The sequence below is a fragment of the Pseudomonas sp. RIT-PI-q genome, from assembly GCF_001297125.1.
Taxonomy (GTDB): Bacteria; Pseudomonadota; Gammaproteobacteria; order Pseudomonadales; family Pseudomonadaceae; genus Aquipseudomonas.
Window position 1 is genome coordinate 15,773 of sequence record NZ_LHPC01000039.1, and the last position, 16,361, is coordinate 32,133.

Consider the following 16,361-nt stretch of genomic DNA (forward strand, 5'->3'; position numbering starts at 1 on the left):
CTGACACACCGCTATCGCGGGCAAGCCCGCTCCCACAGGACCTTCAGCGCTTATAGGGTTGAGTATGACCAGTCTGCCAATCATCGACATCGCCCCGCTCTACAGCGATGACCAAACCGCCTGTCAAGCCGTCGCCACACAAATCGACCATGCCTGCCGCGAATGGGGGTTTTTCTATATCAAGGGTCACCCGATCAGCCCATCACGCATCGATGCCGTGCTCGGCAGCGCCAAACGTTTCTTCGCCCTGCCCGCCGCCGAAAAACTCAAGATCGACATCACCCAGTCCCGTCACCACCGCGGCTACGGCGCAATCGCCACCGAGCAACTGGACCCGAGCAAACCCAGCGACCTGAAAGAAACCTTCGACATGGGCCTGCACTTGCCCGCCGACCACCCCGAAGTACTGGCGGAAAAACCGCTGCGTGGCCCTAACCGCCATCCGACGCTGCCGGGCTGGGAACCGCTGATGGAGCAGCACTACATCGACATGCAGGCTCTCGCGCAAACCCTGTTGCGCGCGATGACGCTGGCACTGGGCATCGAGCGCGATTTTTTCGACCCTCGCTTCGTTGAGCCGGTCAGCGTGCTGCGCATGATTCATTCCCCGCCGCGCCACACCGCCAGTTCCACTGAGCAGCAAGGCGCCGGCGCTCACACCGATTACGGCTGCATCACGCTGCTGTATCAAGACGCCGCCGGTGGTCTGCAAGTCCGAAACGTAAAAGGCCAATGGATCGACGCGCCGCCCATCGACGGCACCTTCGTGGTCAACCTCGGCGACATGATGGCGCGCTGGAGCAACGACCGTTACCTGTCGCCGCCGCACCGGGTGATCAGCCCGCGGGGCGTGGACCGTTACTCGATGCCGTTCTTCGCCGAGCCGCATCCCGATACGGCCATCGAATGCCTGCCCGGTTGCCAGGATGAACAACACCCGGCGAAGTATCCGGCCACCACCTGCGCACAATTCCTGCTCTCGCGCTTCGCCGACACTTACGCTTATCGACGGGAGCAGGAAGCCGTGTGATGAACCTGCTGGTCAGGTTTTACCAATTGTTGCGTCGAGCATCTGTAGAATGCCGTCATTGCACCTGATGAGATTTCAACTATGTACGACTGGCTGAACGCCCTGCCCAAGGCAGAACTGCACCTGCACCTGGAAGGCTCGCTGGAGCCCGAGTTGCTGTTCGCCCTGGCGGAACGCAACAAGATCGCCCTGCCGTGGAGCGACGTCGAAACCCTGCGCAAGGCGTACGCCTTCAACAACCTGCAAGAGTTTCTCGACCTGTATTACCAGGGCGCCGACGTGTTGCGCACCTCTCAGGATTTCTACGACCTGACCTGGGCCTACCTGCTGCGTTGCAAGGCGCAGAACGTGATCCACACCGAACCGTTCTTCGACCCGCAGACCCACACCGACCGTGGCATCCCGTTCGAAGTCGTGCTTAACGGCATCGCCGCTGCGTTGAAGGATGGCGAGCAGCAACTGGGCATCACCAGCGGTTTGATCCTGAGCTTCCTGCGCCACTTGAGCGAAGAAGAGGCGGAGAAAACCCTCGACCAGGCGCTGCCATTCCGTGATGCGTTTGTGGCTGTCGGTCTGGACAGTTCCGAGATGGGTCACCCACCAAGCAAGTTCCAGCGTGTGTTTGATCGTGCCCGTCACGAAGGCTTCCTGACCGTCGCCCATGCCGGTGAAGAAGGCCCGCCCGAGTACATCTGGGAAGCCCTCGACCTGCTGAAAATCCAGCGCATTGACCATGGCGTGCGCGCCATCGAAGACGAGCGTTTGATGCAGCGGATCATCGACGAGCAGATCCCGCTGACCGTGTGCCCATTGTCGAACACCAAGCTTTGCGTGTTCGATCACATGTCCCAGCACAACATCCTCGACATGCTTGAACGTGGCGTGAAAGTGACGGTGAATTCGGATGACCCGGCGTACTTCGGTGGGTACGTCACCGAGAACTTCCATGCGCTGTATACCGATCTGGGCATGACCCAGGACCAGGCCAAGCGCTTGGCGCAGAACAGCCTGGATGCGCGGTTGATCAAACCGTAAGACCACCAATGTAGGAGCTGGCTTGCCAGCGAATGCGGTTTCACATTCGACATCAATGTTGAATGTGATGGCCTCTTCGCTGGCAAGCCAGCTCCTACAGGGGGGTTGGTGATCAGGCGATGGGTGTGGCCTCAGACAGTTCTTCCAGCGTCTTACCCCGCGTCTCCATCCCGAACACCCACACCACGCCCGCCGCAATCGCAAAACACATCGCGCCCAGCGCAAACACTCCGCCCTGCCCGGTCATCGGGAACACCAACCCGGTCACCAACGGCCCAAGCAACGAGCCCACGCGACCGATTGCCGAAGCGAAGCCCGAGCCCGTGGCCCGCGCCGACGTCGGGTACAACTCCGGGGTGTAGGTGTAGAGCACCGCCCACATGCCGAACAGGAAAAATTGCATCAACAGCCCCGAGGCGATCAGCAGGCTGACATTGCCGCCAAACACCGCACTCTGACCATAAAGAAACGCCATCACCCCGCCTCCCAGCAGGGTTACCACGCACACCGGTTTACGCCCCCAACGCTCGACCAGCCAGGCCGCCATCAGGAAACCGGGAATCCCGCCAAGGGAAATCAGCACGGTGTAATACACCGACTGGGTCACGGCGAAACCCGACTGTTGCAGCAGCGCACTGAGCCACGACGTCAGGCCGTAGAAACCGAGCAAGGCAAAGAACCAGACACTCCAGATCATCATCGTCCGCTGGCGGTACAGCGGCGACCAGATCTGCTGCAACGCGGAGAAGAAGGTGCCCGGCGTACTCGCCACGTGCGGCAGTCGAATCGGCTCTGGCAAATCCGGGCGTCCCAGCGAAATTCGGACCTTGCTTTCGATACCGAGCAACACCTTGTCCGCCGCGTCATGCCGCCCGGCCTGTTCCAGCCAACGCGGAGATTCCGGAATGAAAAAGCGGATCGCCAGGACAAACACCGCCGGCACCGCCAGGACCAGGAAGATGTCGCGCCAGCCAATCACCGGCAACAGGAAGTACGACAGCAGCCCGGCCGCGACGAAACCCAGCGGCCAGAAACCGTCCATCAACGCGATATAACGACCGCGCCCTTTGGCTGGAATCAGCTCGGACAGCATCGACTGAGCGATGGGAAACTCCATGCCCATGCCGATCCCCAAGAGGATGCGGAACAACGTCAGGGTTTCGACGTTTTGCGCCGTGGAACACAGGTAGCTGGCGATGCCCCACAATACGATGCTCCACTGGAACACTGGTTTGCGTCCAAAGCGGTCGGCCAGCATGCCGGACAATGACGCCCCCACCACCATGCCGAAAAAACTCGAACTGGCCAGCAACCCGGCCTGCGCCGTACTGAGGCCGAATTCGGTTTTAATCGAGCCGAGCAGGAACGTCATCATCGCCAGGTCCATGGAGTCGAAGAAAAACGCCAGGGCAATGATGATGAAAATAATCCGGTGATAACCGCTGATGGGCAGCCGTTCCAATCGTTCTGCCGCGCTGAAGCCTCGTGTTTCCATGCCACATCCCCCCAATCCGAAAGTCCCTGGATCGAGTGTGCGCGATAGCCGCCACGGGCTGTTGCTGGATGCGACCTGGCCACAACCCTGAACGACGCCCGAGCGCTCGGACGTCGATCTTGAAGGTGTCTACAACGCCATTTCCAGCTCGTTTTCCTTGGCAAAACGATTAATTTCACGCTGCCCCGCAGCGGAGGTCTGCAAGGCACGCGAATCGTTGGGCAGGCTCAACCAGCCGGACTGCATGAACAACTGCAGCAACGCCGCCCCCAGTGAGCCGCCCATGTGCGGGCGTCTTTCGCTCCAGTCAGGGCACGCGCAGGCGACCTTGCCGTTGCGATGAGCCAGCGCCTGGATGTACACACCGCGTGCCGCCAGTTGCGTAGCGCCCTTGTGCGTGATCGTGACCCGCTGATCGAACTGCTCGATCCAGCCCGCATCCAGCAGACGCTGGTAGAGATCGGCGGCCAGGGTGCCGCCCAAATGATCGTCACAGAGCCTGGCGCGCAACAATGACGAAGGCGCCGCCGGAGGTTTGGCACTGGGTGCCGTGCGATTGAAAATGTCCGGGAGTTGCCGTGGCGTACTGGCCAGGGTGGCGCTGGCCAGTGCCTCTATTGCGGCGCCGACTTCGGGCGCGGCCAGTCGAAAAAACCGTTTGCGCCCGCGCGCCTCGACTTTCAACAGACCTCCCGCGGACAAACGCCCCAAGTGTGCACTGGCCGAAGAAGGTGACAGGCCGGCCAACAATGCCAGCTCTTCGGTTTGTCGCGCCGAGCCGTCCATCAAGGCCCACATCATTGCGCTGCGCTTTGGGTCAGCCAGCAACGTGGCGACCTGACTGATGCAAGGTGCATGTTCCATGTATTCACTCCCTGTTGAATCGTTTCGTCTACTGCTCAGAGACATCTTGACCAGTAATGTGTCGTCGGCCAAGACGTGCAATCCGCCATAAGCCTGGGCAAAGCCTCTCACTCACACAGGCCATTGCTTCGCAGCTGTGGCGAAGGTCCAGGGTTGCAAGATCGACGGTGCGTACATGAGGCGGGCGCTAGTATAAGCGGGTTAACCGCCGGTTCTTGCCCACGGGAAAACCATTGCTGCTGATAGTTCCTGAGTGAAATTTCGCTTTTTACCTGCGACTAATGATCGATACCCGATAACGGCGGAAATTGACTGCTTAAACGAGCGCATCGGCTGGCAAGCATTTCCCGCAACAGGTTCACCGGCTTACTCAATTGTGCGCGATGGGCGCACAACAAATTCAGCGGTGCGCGCTCACACAGCAACTCCGGCATCAGCACTTTCAAGCGACCGGCCAGTACATCGGCGGCGACATCGAGCCAGGATTTGTAGGCGATCCCTGCACCCGCCACCGCCCACAGACGCACCACATCGGCATCGTCACTGAAACGATCACCGCTGACCGTCAGGCTGACCTCGCGCTTGCCGTCGTGGAAACTCCAGTGATCGTGGACGCGGCTGCCAAGCATGAACAGCAGGCAATTATGCTGGGCCAGTTGCTCCAGTTGCCGCGGCTCGCCCTGCCGGGCCAGGTATTCGGGTGATGCGCAGAGCACGCGACGGTTGTGCGGGGCGATGGGCAACGCCACCAGGCTTGAGTCTTCCGGCTCGCCGTAACGCAGGGCAATGTCCACCGGCTGGCGGAACAGATCGGCGATACGGTCGCCGAGTAGCAAGCGCACGGTGAGTTTCGGATGCTCACGCTGAAACTCGTCCAGCCACGGCAACAGCAGGTTGCGCCCGAAGTCCGAAGGCGCCGACAGCTGCAAAACCCCGCTGACCTGGTCCTGGCCGCTGGCCAACAACCGTCGGCCCTCATCGAGGTTGCTCAGGGCCGCCCGGGCGTACTCGAGAAATCCCTCGCCTTCGGCGGTGAGGCGCAGGCTGCGGGTCGAACGGGCGAGCAAGCGGGCGCCAAGTTGCTGGTCGATACGCTTCAACGCCGCACTGGCCCCCGCCGGCGACATGTCCATGCCACGCGCTGCCGCCGACAGGCTGCCCAGGTCCGCCGCCCGGACAAACAACTGCAAATCATCGAAACGAAGCATCTTCGGCCCTGATTATCAAAAAAATATTGAAAGAGACTGCTCTTTTAGCGGGTTTTATCTTGCGAAGAAATAACCAATCATCTGCTCCATCGAAATCACCCGTTCCCGGAGTCGACCATGTCCCAGCCGTTTACCGCTATTGCCACCCTCATCGCCAAAGACGGCCAGCAAGATGCCCTCGAACAACACCTGCGAGCGCTGCTGGAACCGACCCGCGCCGAAGCCGGTTGCGGTCAATACGACCTGCATCAGGACCTCGCCAACCCTCTGGCCTTCTACATGATCGAAAAGTGGAGCAGCGACGAAGCCCTGCAAGCCCATGACGCCAGCGCACATATCCAGAACTTTCGCGCCAAGGCCGGGGACTTTCTCGAACACTTCGATCTCAAGCGCCTGCGTACCGTGGCCTGATCCTTCCTTTATTACTTTTTCGGAGTTCCCTTATGAAAGCCATTGCCTACTACGCCTCCCTGCCGATCAGCGACGAGAAATCCCTGCAAGACATCGAACTGCCAGAACCGGTGGCCGGTCCGCGTGACCTGCTGGTCGAAGTCAAAGCCATTTCGGTGAACCCGGTGGACACCAAGGTTCGCCAGAACGTCCAGCCCGAAGGGGGCGCGGCGAAAGTGCTGGGCTGGGACGTGGCCGGGGTGGTCAAGTCGGTCGGCAGTGAGGTGACGCTGTTCAAGGCCGGCGACAAAGTGTTCTACGCCGGCTCCATCGCCCGCGCCGGCGGCAACAGCGAACTGCACGTGGTGGATGAGCGGATCGTCGGCCATATGCCGAAAACCCTCGGTTTTGCCGAAGCCGCTGCGCTGCCGTTGACGGCCATCACTGCGTGGGAACTGCTCTTCGAACGCCTGCAAGTGCGCGAAGGCAACACCGATGAAGGCCAGAGCCTGCTGATTGTCGGCGCGGCCGGCGGTGTCGGCTCGATCCTCACGCAACTGGCCCACCAGCTCACCGGGCTGAAAGTCATCGGCACCGCGTCCCGCCCACAAACCCAGAGCTGGGTGCGTGAACTGGGTGCCGACCTGGTGATCGATCACAGCCAGCCGTTGAGCGAAGCGTTGAAACGCGCCGGCCTCGATCAGGTAACCCACGTTGCCAGCCTGACCCAGACTGATCATCACCTGGACCAATTGGTCGAGGCGTTGGCGCCACAAGGCAAGCTGGCCTTGATCGATGATCCGAAGGCGCTGGACGTGACCAAGCTCAAGCGCAAGAGCCTGTCGCTGCACTGGGAGTTCATGTACACCCGCTCGCTGTTCGAAACCGCCGACATGATCGAGCAACACAAATTGCTTAACCGCGTGGCCGGGCTGATCGATGCCGGGACGTTGAAAACCACGGTGGGCGAGCACTTCGGGACCATCAACGCGGCTAACCTGCGGCGTGCTCATGAGCTGCTGGAAAGCGGAAAGTCCAAAGGCAAGATCGTGCTTGAAGGGTTCTGAAATAGATTGAAACAGTGTCGTCCGCCCGGACGACACCGTCAGTCCGAGAGTTGACCGTTGTCACAATGGTGATCGTATTCGGGGTCTACAATCGAAACTCCGCGGCACCATCTTTACAGAACATCTTTTACGAGAGGAGAGCTCAGCAATGAAGATCCTGATAAAAGAAGTGGCAACATCCTGCTGGCAGGTCCGCCTGGACCAACACGCCGTGACGTTCCGTAGCGAAGCCGAAGCGCGTGCCTTCACCCGCACCCTTGAAGCGCGCCTGCAAGCCCCTCATCAAATTCCCGTCCAGCAGCAGCGCGCTGCTGGCTGAGGCCATCCTCAGACCTGGGCTTGTGCCAGTGCCCGGGCATTTTGCAAACGCCGGGTGAGCATCGCGACGCTCACCACCAGAATTCCGCACAGGCTGATGACCATGGCCATCGGCACGGCGCTGCCATCGTGTAAAACCCCCACCAGCGCCGCAGCCCCGGCCGCGACGCTGAATTGCAGGCAACCGAGCATCGCCGACGCGCTGCCGGCCCGGGCGCCCTGCCCGTTCATCGCGCAGGCCGAGGCGTTGGGGAGAATGCAACCCAGGCTGGCGATGCAGACAAACAGCGGAATCAGCAACGGCCATAGCTGCTCGGTGTGCAATGCACTGACCGCGAGCAGCGCCAGGCCGCCACCGACGTAAATCCATACCGTGCGCGCCAACAAAAACGCCGGGCCACGCTTGGCCAGCAGTCGCGCGTTGACTTGCGCCACCAGAATGAACCCCGCCGCGTTGGTGCCGAACAGCCAGCCGAAATGCTCGGCCGGTACGCCGTACAGCTTGATGAAGACGAACGGTGAACCGGCGATGTAGGCAAACATCCCGGCGATGGCGATGCCGCCGGTCAAGGCGTGGCCGAGGTAGATCGGGTCCGACAGCAAGCGACCGTACTGACGCAGCGCCCCCGACAAGGGTTGACGCGGCACATGGGCCGGCAGACTCTCCGGCAGCCCGAACGCCACAGCCAACCCGGCCGCCGCACTGAAACCGGTCAGTACGAGAAAGATCGACTGCCAGCCCGTGGTGTTGACCAACAGTCCGCCGAGCATGGGGGCCAGAATCGGCGCCAGCCCCATCACCAGCATCAATTGCGAGAAGACCTTCGCCGAACCCACCGCATCGCATTTATCGCTGACCACCGCCCGCGAGATCACCATCCCCGCGCAACCACCCAGGGCCTGAACGAAACGCGCGCCGATCAGCCATTCCAGATTCGGCGCAAAGGCGCAGGCCACGGACGCAACGGTGAATAAACCGACGCCGGTCAGCAAGGGAATGCGTCGCCCGAAACGATCCGCCACCGGGCCGTAAGCCAGCTGACCAAGGGACAACCCGAGGAAATACGCCGCCAGGGTCAACTGGACGTGTTTTTCATCGGTGCCGAACGCGAGCGCCATCGCCGGGAACGCTGGCAGATAGAAATCGATCGCCAGCGGACCGAAAGCGCTCAAGGCGCCAAGAATCAGAATGGTACGGAAGTTCATCGGGCATCCCGTTGGACAAAGGTCGGCAGCCCGACAGTCTAGCCGCGCATCGACGCCTTGAACATTCCGATAGGTCGCTAACTAATAAAAAACCCCGGCAAACCACCGAACCTGTAGGAGCCGAGCTTGCTCGCGAAGGCGGCGCAACATTCAACATCGCATTGACTGTTCCACCGCCTTCGCGAGCAAGCCCGGCTCCTACAGAAATCGGCTCAGGCGACTTTGGCGGCGTAGCCTTCTTCGGTGATCGCGGCGATTACCTGCTCAGTGGTCAGCGCACTCTCGACACCGACTTCTTTTGCAGCCAGATCGACCCGCACACTGGCGGCCGGGTCCTTGGCTTGCAGCGCCTGAGTGATGGCTTTGACGCAGTGACCGCAGGACATGCCTTCAACGTTGAACACTTGCATGGGATGACTCCTTGAGTGAGGTTGCCTGCAGTCTCGAGCTTGCCACCATGGCAAGGTCAAGTTCTGCCGCAAACTGCCGGGCTGGCAATCGTCGTCGCGCTCGGCCAAGCTGCGTCCATCAATGACTCGACCTCAGGAGATTCAGCCATGCGCTGGTCAGCTCTCAGCCTGTTTGGCTTCCTCAGCCTTTTCGCCGCCGTGCCCTCGGTCAACGCCGCCGGGGAGGACTATGGCGTGCTGATCATTTCCCGCGAGCGCCTGGAAGTGTCGACCAACTGCGAGATCGGTGTGTACATCCAGGATCAGTTGTCGGCGCGGTTGTTCCAGGAACAGAGCGCGTCGTTCAACCTGCCGCCGGGTAATGTGTCGCTGCGCTTGAAGCTGCTGCCGGGTCAGGCGCCGGGTTGCAATCCGGGCATGCTTGCACCGGGTTCGCAGAACATCCTGCTCAAGGCCGGGGATGTGCTGAAGTTCCGGATTGCGATGACGCAAGAAGGGATGTACCTCAAGCCTGCCGCCCTGGAATATTGAGCCGGTAAAAAGATCGCAGCCTCGTTGCACTCGACAGCTCCTACAGGGGATACGAAACCTTGTAGGAGCTGTCGAGTGCAACGAGGCTGCGATCTTTTGATCTGAATCATGGCGCTTGACCTTGCCCGCATGGCAAGGTTGATCCTGTAGATATCTTCTACAGGGAGCGTGACCGATGTCCGAATCCACCACTTTCGATCTGCCGATTGCCGGCATGACCTGCGCCAGTTGCGCCGGGCGTGTCGAGCGTGCCTTGAGCAAAGTCATCGGCGCCAGTGCTGTCAGCGTCAACCTGGCCACTGAACAGGCCCGGGTCCAGGCGCCCAGCGACAGTCTGCCGGCCTTGATGGACGCCGTGCAGCAAGCCGGCTACAGCGTGCCGCAACAGAGCCTGGAATTGAGCATCGATGGCATGACCTGCGCGTCGTGTGTCGGCCGGGTCGAACGGGCGCTGGCCAAAGTGCCGGGGGTGAAAAGCGTCAGCGTCAACCTGGCCAACGAACGCGCCCACCTCGAACTGCTCGGTCAGATCGATCCGCAAACCTTGATCGCTGCCGTGACCAAGGCCGGTTACAGCGCCAGCGTCTGGGAAGTCGAACACCCGCAAACCGACAATCAACAAGCCCGTCTGCACCGTGAGCGCTGGGTCTTGATCATGGCGATCGCCCTCGCCTTGCCGCTGGTGTTGCCGATGTTGCTACAACCGTTCGGCGTGCACTGGATGCTCCCGGCCTGGGTGCAATTTGCCTTGGCCACACCGGTGCAATTCATCTTCGGTGCGCGCTTTTATGTGGCCGCCTGGAAAGCCGTGCGCGCCGGTGCCGGCAATATGGATTTGCTGGTCGCCCTCGGCACCAGCGCCGGTTACGGCTTGAGTCTTTACCAATGGGCCACCGCCGCCGGGGGCATGCCGCACCTGTATTTCGAAGCCTCTGCGGTGGTCATCGCCTTGGTGCTGCTGGGCAAATACCTGGAAAGCCGCGCCAAGCGCCAGACCGCCAGCGCCATTCGCGCCCTCGAAGCCTTGCGCCCGGAGCGGGCGATTCAAGTGATCGACGGCCGCGAACAGGATGTCGCCATCAGTGCGTTGCGCCTCAACGACCTCGTGATGGTCAAACCCGGTGAACGTTTCCCGGTCGACGGTGAAGTGGTCGAAGGCCAGAGCCACGCCGACGAAGCGCTGATCAGCGGCGAAAGCCTGCCGGTGCCCAAACAACCTGGTGACAAGGTCACCGGCGGCGCGATCAATGGCGAAGGCCGGTTGCTGGTGCGTCCCCAGGCGCTCGGCGCGGAAACCGTGCTGGCGCGCATCATCCGTCTGGTGGAGGACGCTCAAGCCGCAAAAGCGCCCATCCAGAAACTGGTGGATAAAGTCAGCCAGGTCTTCGTACCCGTGGTTCTGCTGCTGGCCTTGGCCACCTTGATCGGCTGGTGGTTGTATGGCGCGCCGATAGAAACGGCATTGATCAACGCCGTCGCGGTGCTGGTGATCGCCTGCCCTTGCGCACTGGGGCTGGCCACGCCGACCGCGATCATGGCCGGCACTGGCGTCGCAGCGCGCTACGGGATTTTGATCAAGGACGCCGAAGCGCTGGAACGTGCGCATGAAGTCAGCGCGGTGGTGTTCGACAAGACCGGTACGCTGACCTCGGGTGCTCCGCGCATCGCGCATCTGAGCGCCATCGACACTGACGAAGCCACCCTGCTGCAAATGGCCGGCGCCCTGCAACGCGGCAGTGAACACCCGCTGGCGAAGGCGGTGCTGGATGCTTGCGCCGAACGCGGTTTGAACGTGGCCGATGTCACCGACAGCCAATCGCTGACCGGGCGCGGCATTGCTGGCTCGTTAAAGGGTCGTCGGTTGGCCTTGGGCAATCGTCGCCTGTTGCAAGAAAGCGGTTTGAGCGCAGGTGAATTGGCTGACTCGGCAACAGCCTGGGAAACCGAAGGCCGGACCCTGTCCTGGCTGATCGAACAAAGCCCCGAGTCGCGAGTGCTGGGCCTGTTTGCCTTTGGCGACACGCTCAAACCCGGCGCCCTGCAAGCCGTTCAACAACTCAGCGCACGGAACATCAGCAGCCACCTGCTAACCGGCGACAACCGTGGCAGTGCCAAAGTGGTGGCCGAGGCACTGGGCATCAGCGATGTCCACGCCGAAGTGCTGCCAGCCGACAAAGCCGCCACCGTCGCCCTACTGAAGAAAACCGGGGTGGTCGCGATGGTCGGCGATGGCATCAACGACGCCCCGGCCCTGGCGGCCGCCGATATCGGCATTGCCATGGGCGGTGGCACCGACGTGGCCATGCACGCGGCCGGGATCACCCTGATGCGCGGCGATCCACGGCTGGTGCCGGCGGCGCTGGAAATCAGCCGCAAGACCTACGCGAAGATTCGCCAGAACCTGTTCTGGGCCTTTGTCTACAACCTGATCGGTATTCCGCTGGCAGCCTTCGGCTTCCTCAATCCGGTGCTGGCCGGCGCTGCCATGGCGTTGTCGAGCGTCAGCGTGGTGAGCAATGCGCTACTGTTGAAAACCTGGAAACCCAAGGATCTGGAGGACACCCAATGAACATCGGCCAAGCGGCCCGCGAAAGCGGCCTGAGCGCAAAGATGATCCGTTATTACGAGTCCATCGGTTTGCTCAAGGCCGCCCATCGCACCGACAGCGGGTATCGGATCTATGGCGACGACGACCTGCACACCCTGGCGTTTATCAAGCGGTCGCGGGATCTGGGTTTCTCACTGGAAGAGGTCGGCAAACTGCTGACCCTCTGGCAGGCCCGCCAGCGCGCCAGTGCCGACGTGAAGGCGTTGGCCCGCCAGCACATTGACGAGCTCAATCAGAAAATCCTCGAACTCGGTCAGTTGCGCGACACCCTGCAGGACCTGGTCGAGCATTGTCATGGCGACCATCGCCCGGACTGCCCGATTCTCAAGAACCTTGAGTCTGGCTGCTGCGCCGCACCCGCTCGCCCCTGATGGCCAACCCCTTCACCACCAGCAACGTGGTGAGGGGAATGCCGTGGAACAGCAGCACCACGGCACCCGGCGTCCACCACGAATAGAACGGCGCGGCGATCAGCATGCCGACGCCGAACCCGGTCATTTGCAGCAGGGTCAGGAAGCTGAAAATCGGCAAGCGCAGGCTGTCCGGCTCACGTTGCAGACGCGACATCAGGCCGACTTCCGAAAAGCCGTCGCCCAATCCCGCCGGCAACGCAAACAGCAGCAAACCGTAGAGCGTGTGCTGCTGGAACATCAGGATGAAGCCGCAGGACATCAGCAACACGCCGAAGAAGAATCGCCGCTCCAGGTTCACGTTGTCCGAGCCTTTCAGGCGGCTGGCGATCCGCGCACCGATGAGTTTGCCGCTGGCCCAGACCGCCAGCATCAGCCCCAGCGTGGTGCTGGCCGACTCGGGTGTCAGCCATTTGGAAATGATCGGGAAACCCACGTTGTGCGCAGCGCTGCCAAGGGTGTCGGCCATGGCGACCGCGAGCATCGCGGCCACCACCGGTGTGCTGCGCAAGCCTTGGCGCAGGGCTGACCACTCTCCCCGCTGATTGGTTGAATCGACACTGGGCGCGGGCTGGGAAAACCGCAGCGGCACAATGAACAGCGCCGCCAGCAGATACGTGACGACGTTCAACGCGAACACCGTTTCAAAGCCGAACGCCGCCACCAACAGCCCTGCCACCAGACTTCCACCGACCATTGCCGCTGAAGACGCCGAGGTGATCCAGGCGTTGGTCTTAAGCAAGTGTTCGCCGTCGATCAAGTGTGGCAACTGGCTGTTGAGGCCAATGGCGAACATCGAATTACCGAACCCCAGGCCGAAGGCGATCACCGGTAGCAGCAGTGCTTGTTGCGCGACTGGCAACACCAGCAACAGACCCAGCAACACAGCACGCAGGATATCGAAGGCAATCAGCGGCAGGCGCCCGGTCCAGCGCCGGTAAAAAGTGGTGCCGATGAGACTGGCAAAAATGCCTCCGCCGACGCGGCTGGCGAGAAAGATGCCGACGCTCATGGCGCTGTTGCTGAGCAAGTAGACGTAAGTGGCCAGGGCGACCATGTTGAGGAAGGCACCGAAGTCCGAGATCAGACGGGCGCAAATGATCAGTTGAGCGTTGCGGGTGGAGTTCACATTCAATCCTTGAGTGTGGGTAGAGGCTGCACTGTAGGAGCGAGCTTGCTCGCGATGGTCGTCAACGATAATGCGGTGAGCCTGACACGGCGCGGTGTTCTCGGGTTTTTCGCGAGCGAGCTCGCTCCTACAGGGTGTGGGGGTTACGAAAAACCCGGCCGAAGCCGGGTTTCTGATTAACCGATCACTGCATCCAGGGCGGAGGCGGTTCTTCGGTTTTGCCTGGGGGCGCGTCATCAGCGGCGCGCACCGCTTGCTTGCGCTCTTCATCGAGGCGTGCAGCCTCGATTTCGCGCATGATCCCGCCAACGTCGGCGATCTCTTCCGGCTCGTCGAACTCGCCGGTCAAGAGGCTGGCCGGGTGCAAGGTGCCGGCTTCGTACAACGCCCACATTTCCTTGGCGTACTTGGTCTTTTTCAACTCCGGCGCAAACCGCCCGAAGTAGGACGCCATGTTGCCCACGTCCCGCTCCAGCATGTTGAACGCGTGGTTGTTGCCCGCCGCGTCGACTGCTTGCGGCAAGTCGATGATCACCGGGCCGGTCGGGGTCAGCAGCACGTTGAACTCGGACAAGTCACCGTGCACCAGGCCGGTACACAACATCAGCACGATCTGCGAGATCAGGAACGCGTGATACTCGCGCGCCTGGTCCGGTTCCAGCACCACGTCGTTGAGACGCGGCGCGGCATCGCCGTACTCGTCGGCCACCAGTTCCATCAGCAACACGCCTTCCAGGAAGTCGTAAGGCTTGGGAACCCGCACGCCAGCACCGGCCAAACGGAACAACGCCGCTACTTCGGCGTTCTGCCAGGCGTCTTCGGTTTCTTTCTTGCCGAACTTGGAACCCTTGGCCATCGCCCGGGCCTGACGGCTGTTGCGTACCTTGCGGCCTTCCTGATATTCGGCCGCCTGGCGGAAACTGCGTTTGTTCGCCTCCTTGTAGACCTTCGCGCAACGTAGCTCGTTACCGCAGCGCACCACATAAACAGCTGCTTCTTTACCACTCATGAGTGGGCGCAGCACCTCGTCGACCAGACCGTCCTCGATCAGGGGTTCAATGCGTTTTGGAGTCTTCATCAGCTTTTATTGTGGGTCCTTTATTACCAAACACGCGAAAGTCATTCGTTATACGGCAATCCACTCATTCGGGGGAGGGGTTGCCGACCTATGAACGCTGCCATGAACATCTAGAAGCACACAATGTGCCGGAAAAACCCGGCAAACCCACCGCCCGTCATCCGCCGTGCAGAATCATAGCTGAGCCTGTGTCACGTGTTGCTGTAGGGCTTTGAGGGCATTTGCGACAGAAGCTGACACCTCAATTCATACCCTTCGTAGGATTTTTCTCAATAAGCCTCAATTTCCGCCTCCAGCAGCCGAAGTCCTCAGTGACAGAGTGATTTGTCCGACAATCGTTTCGACAGAAAACAACGATGGCGCACCAGGGAACCCGGTGATCAAAAACGTTTACGGCTGCCAATAATCCGCGAGTCATCTGCACTGCGTGGGCCTACAAGAAAATCTGGAGCGCGGATGAACATCAAACAGAAGTTGACCTGGGCGTTTGCAATCATCGCCTGCCTGCCGGTGGTGCTGGTCGCTACCCTCGTTGTGCTGAACTTGCGCAGTGATGCCAAGGACGAATTCGTCGACAGCAGCGGCCGCGAAATCCGTCAGGTCAGCAATGCCATGCAGCTGTTCTTCGACGGCATCAGCCAGAACGTCGAATACCTGGCCAAACAACCGCTGATCAAGAACTCGGATGACAGCCTCAAGACTTACATGAGCGCCAACGCCGAGAGCATTCCTCAGGGCGAGATGGACAAAAAGATCTTCGGCTTCCTGCAGGACCTGGGTAACGCCCATCCGTCCTATGCCTACGCCATCATCGGTACTGCCGCCGGCGGTTACGTGTCGTGGCCGGACGATGCCAAGCTGGCCAACTACGATCCGCGCCTGCGCCCCTGGTATAAGGCGGCCCAGGCCAAACCGGGCAAGCCGTTCCGCACCGAGGCTTACTACTGGGCCGAAAATGACACGTCCTACGTCAGCACCGTACGCACCGTCGACAACAAGCTGGGCACCAACGGCGGCGTGGTCAGCATCGACGTGTCGCTCAAACAGATGACCGAACTCGTCAAACAGATCAAGCTGGGTGAAAGCGGTTACCTGATGCTGCTGGAAAACTCCGGCACCGTACTGGTCGATCCGAAGCAACCGGAACACAACTTCAAGGCACTGAGCAGCCTGGGCGAAGGCTATGCACAACTGGCCAAGGCCGGCAAAGGCCTGGTCGAAGTCGAGCTGAACGGTGAGCGCTACATGGCCAACGTCTGGCCGTCGGAGCAATTGGGCTGGACCTTCATCGGCCTGATCAAACAGAACGACGTAATGAGCGCCGCGACCCAACTGACCTGGTTGATCGCGATCATTGCCGCCGTCCTGGCAGCCATCTTCGCCGTTGTGGGTGCCAGTTTCGCCAGCGTCATCGTGCGGCCGATCCGCAGTGTGGCCGATGGCCTGGAAGGCATCGCCCAAGGTGAAGGCGACCTGACCAAGAACCTGCAAATCCGTGGCAGCGACGAAACCGCGCAACTGGCGAACTGGTTCAACCAGTTCCTGGCGGCGATTCGCAACCTGATCCAGAGCATCGGCGGCG

General features: G+C 61.0%; 15 protein-coding genes and 1 pseudogene. 9 read left to right on the plus strand and 7 right to left on the minus strand.

All coding sequences use genetic code 11. The features are described 5' to 3' along the window. Positions 1-64 precede the first annotated feature (64 nt). Both AEQ67_RS20735 and AEQ67_RS20740 read left to right on the plus strand, forming a co-directional pair. A complete protein-coding gene (locus AEQ67_RS20735; RefSeq protein ID WP_059405699.1) occupies positions 65-1,030 on the plus strand; it encodes a 2-oxoglutarate and iron-dependent oxygenase domain-containing protein in 966 nt (321 codons plus the stop codon). 81 nt (positions 1,031-1,111) lie between these two features. Next, positions 1,112-2,065, plus strand: a complete 954-nt coding sequence (locus AEQ67_RS20740) for an adenosine deaminase (protein WP_059405700.1) — start codon at positions 1,112-1,114, stop codon at positions 2,063-2,065. 112 nt (positions 2,066-2,177) lie between these two features. On the opposite strand, the gene AEQ67_RS20745 is transcribed toward AEQ67_RS20740, so the two are convergent. The 3 genes from AEQ67_RS20745 to AEQ67_RS20755 all read right to left on the minus strand — a co-directional run bounded on the left by AEQ67_RS20745 (position 2,178) and on the right by AEQ67_RS20755 (position 5,632). Further along, positions 2,178-3,560 (minus strand): MFS transporter, encoded by a 1,383-nt coding sequence (locus AEQ67_RS20745; RefSeq protein WP_059405701.1) that lies wholly within the window; start codon positions 3,558-3,560, stop codon positions 2,178-2,180. Between the two features lie 129 nt (positions 3,561-3,689). Continuing rightward, entirely contained in the window at positions 3,690-4,424 is a 735-nt protein-coding gene (locus AEQ67_RS20750; protein WP_059405702.1) for an ArsR/SmtB family transcription factor, read from the minus strand. 278 nt (positions 4,425-4,702) lie between these two features. Next, on the minus strand, positions 4,703-5,632 hold the full coding sequence (locus AEQ67_RS20755; RefSeq protein ID WP_059405703.1) for a LysR family transcriptional regulator: 930 nt from the start codon (positions 5,630-5,632) through the stop codon (positions 4,703-4,705). A 117-nt stretch (positions 5,633-5,749) separates the two neighbouring features. On the opposite strand from AEQ67_RS20755, the gene AEQ67_RS20760 reads away from it, so the two are divergent. The 3 genes from AEQ67_RS20760 to AEQ67_RS35995 all read left to right on the plus strand — a co-directional run bounded on the left by AEQ67_RS20760 (position 5,750) and on the right by AEQ67_RS35995 (position 7,408). Beyond that, positions 5,750-6,043, plus strand: coding sequence for a putative quinol monooxygenase (locus tag AEQ67_RS20760; RefSeq protein ID WP_059405704.1), 294 nt, complete (start codon positions 5,750-5,752; stop codon positions 6,041-6,043). Positions 6,044-6,075: 32 nt separating this feature from the next. After that, positions 6,076-7,089, plus strand: a complete 1,014-nt coding sequence (locus AEQ67_RS20765) for a zinc-binding alcohol dehydrogenase family protein (RefSeq protein ID WP_059405705.1) — start codon at positions 6,076-6,078, stop codon at positions 7,087-7,089. 148 nt (positions 7,090-7,237) lie between these two features. After that, positions 7,238-7,408 carry a hypothetical protein gene (locus tag AEQ67_RS35995; protein ID WP_177333666.1) on the plus strand — a complete coding sequence of 57 codons (171 nt, stop codon included), beginning with the start codon at positions 7,238-7,240 and terminating at the stop codon, positions 7,406-7,408. Positions 7,409-7,416: 8 nt separating this feature from the next. Here AEQ67_RS35995 and AEQ67_RS20770 read toward each other — a convergent pair whose 3' ends face one another. Together AEQ67_RS20770 and AEQ67_RS20775 are read right to left on the minus strand one after the other, a co-directional pair. Further along, positions 7,417-8,613 (minus strand): multidrug effflux MFS transporter, encoded by a 1,197-nt coding sequence (locus tag AEQ67_RS20770; RefSeq protein WP_059405706.1) that lies wholly within the window; start codon positions 8,611-8,613, stop codon positions 7,417-7,419. A 212-nt stretch (positions 8,614-8,825) separates the two neighbouring features. Beyond that, positions 8,826-9,023, minus strand: coding sequence for a cation transporter (locus tag AEQ67_RS20775; protein ID WP_059405707.1), 198 nt, complete (start codon positions 9,021-9,023; stop codon positions 8,826-8,828). Positions 9,024-9,170: 147 nt separating this feature from the next. Here AEQ67_RS20775 and AEQ67_RS20780 point away from each other — a divergent pair, with 147 nt between their 5' ends. From AEQ67_RS20780 to cueR, 3 genes are all read left to right on the plus strand, one after another. Further along, entirely contained in the window at positions 9,171-9,554 is a 384-nt protein-coding gene (locus tag AEQ67_RS20780) for a hypothetical protein (RefSeq protein ID WP_059405708.1), read from the plus strand. Between the two features lie 175 nt (positions 9,555-9,729). Then, positions 9,730-12,123 (plus strand): heavy metal translocating P-type ATPase, encoded by a 2,394-nt coding sequence (locus AEQ67_RS20785; RefSeq protein WP_059405709.1) that lies wholly within the window; start codon positions 9,730-9,732, stop codon positions 12,121-12,123. Further along, on the plus strand, positions 12,120-12,533 hold the full coding sequence (cueR, locus tag AEQ67_RS20790; protein WP_059405710.1) for a Cu(I)-responsive transcriptional regulator: 414 nt from the start codon (positions 12,120-12,122) through the stop codon (positions 12,531-12,533). The genes AEQ67_RS20785 and cueR overlap by 4 nt, the downstream gene beginning before the upstream one ends. On the opposite strand, the gene AEQ67_RS20795 is transcribed toward cueR, so the two are convergent. Continuing rightward, positions 12,487-13,701, minus strand: a complete 1,215-nt coding sequence (locus AEQ67_RS20795; RefSeq protein WP_059405711.1) for an MFS transporter — start codon at positions 13,699-13,701, stop codon at positions 12,487-12,489. The genes cueR and AEQ67_RS20795 overlap by 47 nt on opposite strands. Before the next feature lie 184 nt (positions 13,702-13,885). Continuing rightward, the gene (locus AEQ67_RS20800) at positions 13,886-14,779 is read right to left on the minus strand and encodes a PA4780 family RIO1-like protein kinase (protein WP_059405712.1); all 894 of its coding nucleotides are present in this window, start codon (positions 14,777-14,779) and stop codon (positions 13,886-13,888) included. Positions 14,780-15,235: 456 nt separating this feature from the next. Between AEQ67_RS20800 and AEQ67_RS36825 the strand changes: the two are divergent. Beyond that, a pseudogene (locus tag AEQ67_RS36825) lies at positions 15,236-16,324 on the plus strand (HAMP domain-containing protein); the annotation flags it as partial. Positions 16,325-16,361 lie beyond the last annotated feature (37 nt).